Annotated in this window: 3 protein-coding genes; 2 read left to right on the forward strand and 1 reads right to left on the reverse strand. The window is 60.4% G+C overall.

Features of this window, described 5'->3' with window-relative positions; all coding sequences use genetic code 11:
• Nucleotides 1-174 precede the first annotated feature (174 nt).
• Nucleotides 175-777 (forward strand): hypothetical protein, encoded by a 603-nt coding sequence (locus tag ACW9JE_RS27315; protein ID WP_457434528.1) that lies wholly within the window; start codon nt 175-177, stop codon nt 775-777.
• A gap of 71 nt (nt 778-848) precedes the next feature.
• Here the strand turns inward: ACW9JE_RS27315 and ACW9JE_RS27320 are convergent, their stop codons facing one another.
• Nucleotides 849-5,744 carry an NAD-glutamate dehydrogenase gene (locus tag ACW9JE_RS27320; RefSeq protein WP_457434529.1) on the reverse strand — a complete coding sequence of 1,632 codons (4,896 nt, stop codon included), beginning with the start codon at nt 5,742-5,744 and terminating at the stop codon, nt 849-851.
• A gap of 503 nt (nt 5,745-6,247) precedes the next feature.
• Here ACW9JE_RS27320 and ACW9JE_RS27325 point away from each other — a divergent pair.
• Nucleotides 6,248-6,601 (forward strand): hypothetical protein, encoded by a 354-nt coding sequence (locus ACW9JE_RS27325; protein WP_457434530.1) that lies wholly within the window; start codon nt 6,248-6,250, stop codon nt 6,599-6,601.
• Nucleotides 6,602-6,678 lie beyond the last annotated feature (77 nt).

A 6,678-nucleotide genomic window follows, 5' to 3' on the forward strand; every position in this document is an offset into this window, starting at 1 on the left:
GTATCAGAAACATATAGGCTGACTGACACTCCGCATTCGCGAGCAAGCCCGCTCCCACAGGGGATAAGTAACTTCATAGCAATATCAGGCAATTGTTCCGCACTATCCACAAAGCTGAACTCCATTACTCTGGCCGCTCGCACGACGCGAACTCTGAAAGTCATGGAGATCATTATGAGTACAGACCAGAAAAGATCATTTATCGCACGCATCCGCTGCGACGACACGCCGATGAAGTTCTTCGGCCAGATGCTGGGCAACAGCGCAGCCCAGGCCAATCTACTGACCACCGCCCACCGATATTCCGAGATCGGCAAAAGCATGGTGCGGGTGCACAAGATCAACAAGGCCGTGGGCCTGACCCGGTCGGACGAGATGATTGTGTATTTCTGCTGCTACGACGATTACTACAACATCCAGATCCGCAGCGAAGCGTATCTGGGCAAATACCTGAGCAAGAACCCTCACGGCCTGTTGGGCGCGTTCGTCGGTGCCGGTGGCAGCACCACCTCGTTCAACCTGCTGAACATGGATCAGGACATCATCACCCTCGATGACCTGAAAAAGGATGAAGCCAGGGTTTACCTCAAGGCCAGGAATGCCGACACGGTCAAACGCCACTTGATCGAAAGCCCAAAGGTGTATGCCTACACCGATCACGTTGGCGATCCCGTGACCTTCAATCTCAAGATCCTGGAGCGCGATGTGCCCTACCCGACCGGATCGACACCTTATCCGCTGTTCATCGACCCCAGGGAGCAACTGGACGGCATCTGATCGCGCGCAAAACAGCGCAAACAAAAAAGCCCCGCATCTCGCGATACGGGGCTTTTTCATTCAACGGCTTATCAGACCGCCGATTCCAGCTCCACTTTGGCAGGTGCCGCAGCAGGTGCCGGCGCCTGGCCGCTCAGGGCCAGATCCAGCAACTCGCGGTTGGCCACTGCGTACATGGCGTAGTCGGTACCGCTGGCGGCACGGATTTCCACCAGCATCGCGCGCCAGCGTTCGATCATGCTGGCGTGTTGCGCCATCCACGAATCCAGGCGTGCCTCAACCGAGGCTTCGCACAGATTCAGGACCGAGATGGTGATCGCACGCTGTTGCCAGTCGACATCATCGCGGAACGCTTCACGGGCCAGGGCCTGCCAGTTGTTTTCAACCGGCAAGGCGCTGATCTGTTGCAGGTACCAGGTGATATTCAGCTCTTCACCCACAGCGAAGAAGGCTTTCGCCACTTCAGCCGGATCCTGACCAGTCACGTCGGACGCCTCGATCACCGGCAGCAAGGTGTACAGGTGCGAGGTACCCGCAACCATGCGTGCCAGCAACTCCGGAACGCCCGCCTCGACGTAGGCCTCGTAGCGGGTCTTCCAGTTTTCCAGGGTCGGGCCGGTCAGCAGCTCGTTCAGACTCAGACCCAGCTCCTTCAGGTGCGGACCGAAGTGGGCGACGTCACGGGCAGCGTTCTGCTCATTGCGACGGCTGCGCAGGAACCAGCGCGTAGCGCGACGCCCCAGGCGCATCAGCTCGTCCATCAACTCCAGTTGCACGTCGGCGGAAACCTTGTAGTCCAGGGCTTCGATCTGACGGAACCAGTGCGGGAGGTGGAAGATGTCACGCACGATCACATACGCGCCGGCCACGTTCGCCGGGGTCATGCCGGTCGACTCCTTGAGTCGCTGAACGAAGGTGATGCCCATGTGGTTGACCAGATCGTTGGCGATCTGGGTGCTGACGATTTCGCGCTTCAGACGGTGACGACGCATGGCGTCGGAGAACTTGTTCACCAGCGTCGGCGGGAACGCGGTTTCCATGTCGCGGGTCAGGTAGTCGTCGTCCGGCACCAGGGAGCCCAGCAGCTGCTCCTTGAGGTCGATCTTGCTGTAGGAGATCAGCACCGACAGCTCCGGACGGGTCAAGCCGTGGCCGGCTGCGACGCGTTCGTTGATCTGCTCTTCCGACGGCAGGAACTCGATGGCGCGATCCAGCTTGCCGCGACCTTCCAGGTCGTTCATCAGACGCTTGTATTCAGCGATACGTGGCAGGGCACGACGAGCAGCCAGGGACAGCGCCTGGGTCTGCTTGTAGTTGTTGCCCAGCACCAGGCCACCGACTTCGTCAGTCATGCTCGCCAGCAACTCGTTGCGTTGCTTGTCGGTCATGTCGCCGGCCTGAACCACTTCGTTCAGCAGGATCTTGATGTTCACTTCGTGGTCGGAGCAGTCCACGCCACCGGCGTTGTCGATGAAGTCGGTGTTGGAACCGCCGCCATTGAGACCGAATTCGACGCGACCCAGTTGAGTCATGCCGAGGTTACCGCCCTCGCCCACTACTTTGCAGCGCAGTTCGTTGCCGTTCACGCGCAGCGCATCGTTGGCCTTGTCGCCGACATCGGCGTGGCTTTCGGTGCTGGCTTTGACGTAGGTACCGATACCACCGTTCCACAACAGATCCACCGGTGCCTTGAGCAAGGCATTGAGCAGTTCGGTCGGGGTCAGCTTGTCGGCCTTGATGTCGAAACGCTCTTGCATCTGCGGGGAGATCGCGATGCTCTTCGCGCTGCGCGAGAAGATACCGCCACCTTCGGACATGATGCTGGTGTCGTAATCCGACCACGCCGAACGCGGCAGGTCGAACATGCGCTGACGCTCGGCGAAGCTGGTCGCCGGGTTCGGGTTCGGGTCGATGAAGATGTGCATGTGGTTGAAGGCGGCGACCAGTTGCAGCTTGTCGGACATCAGCAAGCCGTTACCGAACACGTCACCGGCCATGTCGCCGACGCCCACCACAGTGATGTTGTCTTCCTGGACATTGATGCCGCGCTCGCGGAAGTGGCGCTGCACGCCGACCCACGCGCCCTTGGCGGTGATGCCCATTTTCTTGTGGTCGTAACCGGCCGAACCGCCGGAGGCGAACGCGTCACCCAGCCAGAAGCCGTAGTCGATGGCGATGCCGTTAGCGATGTCGGAGAAGGTCGCGGTGCCCTTGTCCGCCGCCACTACCAGGTACGGGTCGTCCTGGTCATGACGCACGACGTTGGCTGGCGGAACCAGCGCGCCGTCTTTCAGGTTGTCGGTGATGTCGAGCAAGCCCGAAATGAAGATGCGGTAGCAGGCGATGCCTTCGGCCGCGATCTCGTCCCGGCTGCCGCCCAGCGGCAGGCGACGTGGCAGGAAGCCACCCTTGGCGCCCACCGGCACGATCACCGAGTTCTTCACTTGCTGGGCTTTTACCAGGCCCAGGACTTCGGTACGGAAGTCTTCTTCACGGTCGGACCAGCGCAGGCCGCCGCGAGCGACGTTGCCGAAGCGCAGGTGCACGCCTTCGACGCGCGGCGAGTAAACGAAGATCTCGAACTTCGGAACCGGTTTTGGCAGTTCCGGAATCAGGTGCGGGTTGAACTTGAAGCTGAAGTACGACTTGTTATGGCCGTTGGCGTCGGTCTGGTAGAAGTTGGTACGCAGGGTCGCCTTGATCAGGTCCAGGTAGCGACGCAGGATGCGGTCTTCGTTGAGCACCTGAACGTCGTCCAGGGCGCTGAGAATCGCGTGTTCCAGGCGTTGCTGCATGTCGTCCAGATCGTCGCCGCTAAGCTTGCGCGCCAGATAGAAACGGGTCTTGAACAACCGGGTCAGCTCGCGAGCGATGTCGGTGTGGTTGTTCAGGGTGCTGGCGATGTAGCCAAGGTCGAAGCCCAGACGGATCTGCTTCAGGTAACGGGCGTAGGCACGCAGCAGCGCCACGTCGCGCCAAGGCAGGCCGGCGGTCAGTACCAGACGGTTGAACGCATCGTTTTCGGCATCGCCGCGCACGATGTGGACGAAGGCGTCCTGCAGGGTGTCGTTGAGTTGCTGGATGTCCAGGTCCAGGCCTTCGGCAGCGGTGAAGGCGAAGTCATGAATCCAGAACTCGCGGCCGTTGGTGTGACGCAGACGGTACGGGAATTCACCCAGCACGCGCAGGCCGAGGTTTTCCAGGATCGGCAGAACGTCGGACAGGGCCAGCGGGGTATCGGCGTGGTACAGCTTGCAGTGCAGCTCGCGCTGGCCGGACACCTGGCCCAGCGGCTGGTAGAAGCTCATCACCAGCGGCTTCTTGTCGGTGAGGTTCAGCAGGTGCTGCATGTCGACCACGGCCGAATGCGCGGCGAAACGCTCGCGGTAGCCGGCCGGGAAACCTTTCGGGAAGTCGGCCAGCACGTTGGTGCCCTGGGCTTCGCCGAAGGCTTCGACGGTCAGCGCGGAGTAGTCGTCCTGCCAGCTGCGGCAGGCCTGGATCACTTCGTTTTCCAGCTGCTGCGGGTCGATGTCGATGCGGTTTTTCGGGTCGACGCGCAGGATCAGTTGCACGCGGGCCAGTACGGACTCGGAGAAGAACGTCCAGAACTCGCAGTCCGAGGCTTTCAGGCGATCCATCAGCACTTGCTGGATCTTCTGGCGCACTTCGGTGGAATAGATGTCACGCGGCACGTAGGCCAGGCAGTAGCAGAAGCGGCCGTACGGGTCCTTGCGCAGGAATACGCGGATCTTGTTGCGTTCCTGGATCTGCACGATCGACATCACGGTGCTGAACAGCTCGTCCACCGGCGTCTGGAACAGATCGTCCCGCGGCAGCACTTCCAGAACCTGTGCCAGTTCCTTGCCCAGGTGGGCCTTGGACTGGAAGCCGGAGCGCTCTTCGATTTCCGCGACCTTGCGACGGATGTACGGGATCGCACGTACGCTTTCGCCGTACACCGACGAGGTGTACAGGCCCATGAAACGGCATTCCTTGACGACCTTGCCGTCGGCGTCGATTACCCGGATCGACACGTAGTCAGGGTAAGCCGGACGGTGAACGCGGCTCGGGTGCGCAGCCTTGGCGAAGGTCAGCAGTTTCGGCTCGCGCAGGTAGTTCACGGCGTAATCTTCGATGCGCGTGTCATCGTAGGTCAGGCCGGTACGCAGGGATTTGGTCAGACCCAGGAAGGAGCTCTGGTCGTACTCGATGTGGCCGCCATCGGCCTGATCGGTGACCACGAACTCTTCGTAGCCCAGGAAGGTGAAGTGGTTGCCCACCAGCCATTCCAGGAAGCCCTTGATTTCGTTCTTTTCTTCGGCATCGACGGCGAACGAGCTGTTGTCCAGGCTGCTCAGGATTTCCTGGACCTTGGCTTTCATCGGTTCGAAATCGGTCACCGCGGCGCGCACTTCGCTGAGCACTTGCTCCAGCTCTTTGGTCAGCACGTTCAGTTCGGCGGTGTTGGCGCAACGGTCGATTTCCAGGTACATCAACGACTCATGCAGCACGTCGTTGCCCTGGGTGCCCTTGGGCAGGATTTCCAGCAGCTCGCCCTTGGCACCGCGACGCACGCTCAGCACGGTGGTTTGCAGGGTGTGGATGCTGTAGCCGCGACGGTTCAGCTCGGTACGCACCGAGTCCACCAGGAATGGAAGGTCGTGGTGCAGCACTTCGACCGCGGTGTGGGTCGACTGCCAGCCGTGGCGTTCGTAATCGGGGTTGTAGACACGCACTTGCGGTTGCGCGTGATCGAAGCGCTCGAGCAGGCGCCATGCAGAAAGAGTACAGCCAGCGAGGTCGGACAAACGACGCTGGGTCAGTTCGTCCAGGGAGATAATGCCGAAGAATTGTTCAGCGAACAGCGCCACTTGTGGCAGTGCCTGTTCACTGATGTGCTGCGCCAGTGCCGCTTGCAGTTGGTGCTGGAAGTCGGCTTTGCTGGCTGCGGTGAAGAACGCCATCTGTGGTACTCCGCTAGGGCTTGTTATTGATGGAAGCGTCGCGTGCAAAACCCCTTTTCGGGGCTACCCGTCACCCTGTTCCTGATTCTCGGGCAGAGGAAACAGGGTGACAGGTGGGTGAAGCTGGACGAGACACTCTGGTCACATTCACCTTCCGTGAATGGGCATCTGTAAAAACGACTGACCGCGTACGGCGCAATGTCTTTACAGGTGCACATCCGTTGCGCAGCTTAACGAGTGCGGCAAGGCCCATTCTTGCGATGCTGCGACATATTCGGTCATCGGCACGCAGGTTCGTCGCGGCGCATCGAACAACACTAGCAGCCGCGGGGAAAAACGGCGGTTTTCCGTCCGGTTTTGCGGCACGTACGTACCAGAAATGACCAGCACCTCAGGGTTCGTTCACATAACGGCCCGGATACTTGGGCGAGCAGAAATTGCGCGGGACTGGCAAAATCGCCTTTCTTTCGCCCTCATCATGCTCGCCGAGCCAGGAATCCCCCATGCAAATGACCACCGCCCTCTTGATCGTCAACCCGTGCGACGACGAAGAAGACAACATGGCCATGCTCTGCTGCCACAGCACCCAGGGCGAAATGTTCCTGATGACCCGCTACCCCGACGAGGACGAGCTGGAAATCACCCTCGATGGCGAACCTTCGACCCTGGACGGCGTAAAGGTGACCCTGAGCCCTACCCGCCTGCTCATCGAAATCGCAGCGACCGATGCAGATGTGCTCAATGGCCATGATTCGCTGGAGATCGTCCACAGCACTGATGCGGGTGATCTGGCGGAGGTTGAAGAGACCTTGCAGAACATCCTCAAGGGCACCGGGACCTACGTCAGCCAGTTGTAGTAGCCGTAGGAGCGAGGCTTGCCCGCGAAGGCGGAGTGTCAGGCGACATCGATGCTGAATGTGCCGGCCTCTTCGCG

This window comes from Pseudomonas sp. SDO55104_S430 (genome assembly GCF_054070595.1).

Coding starts and splice junctions, on each gene's coding strand:
- ACW9JE_RS27315 (WP_457434528.1), top strand. CDS start 175: ATGAGTACAGACCAGAAAAGATCATTTATCGCACGCATCCGCTGCGAC.
- ACW9JE_RS27320 (WP_457434529.1), bottom strand. CDS start 5,744: ATGGCGTTCTTCACCGCAGCCAGCAAAGCCGACTTCCAGCACCAACTG.
- ACW9JE_RS27325 (WP_457434530.1), top strand. CDS start 6,248: ATGCAAATGACCACCGCCCTCTTGATCGTCAACCCGTGCGACGACGAA.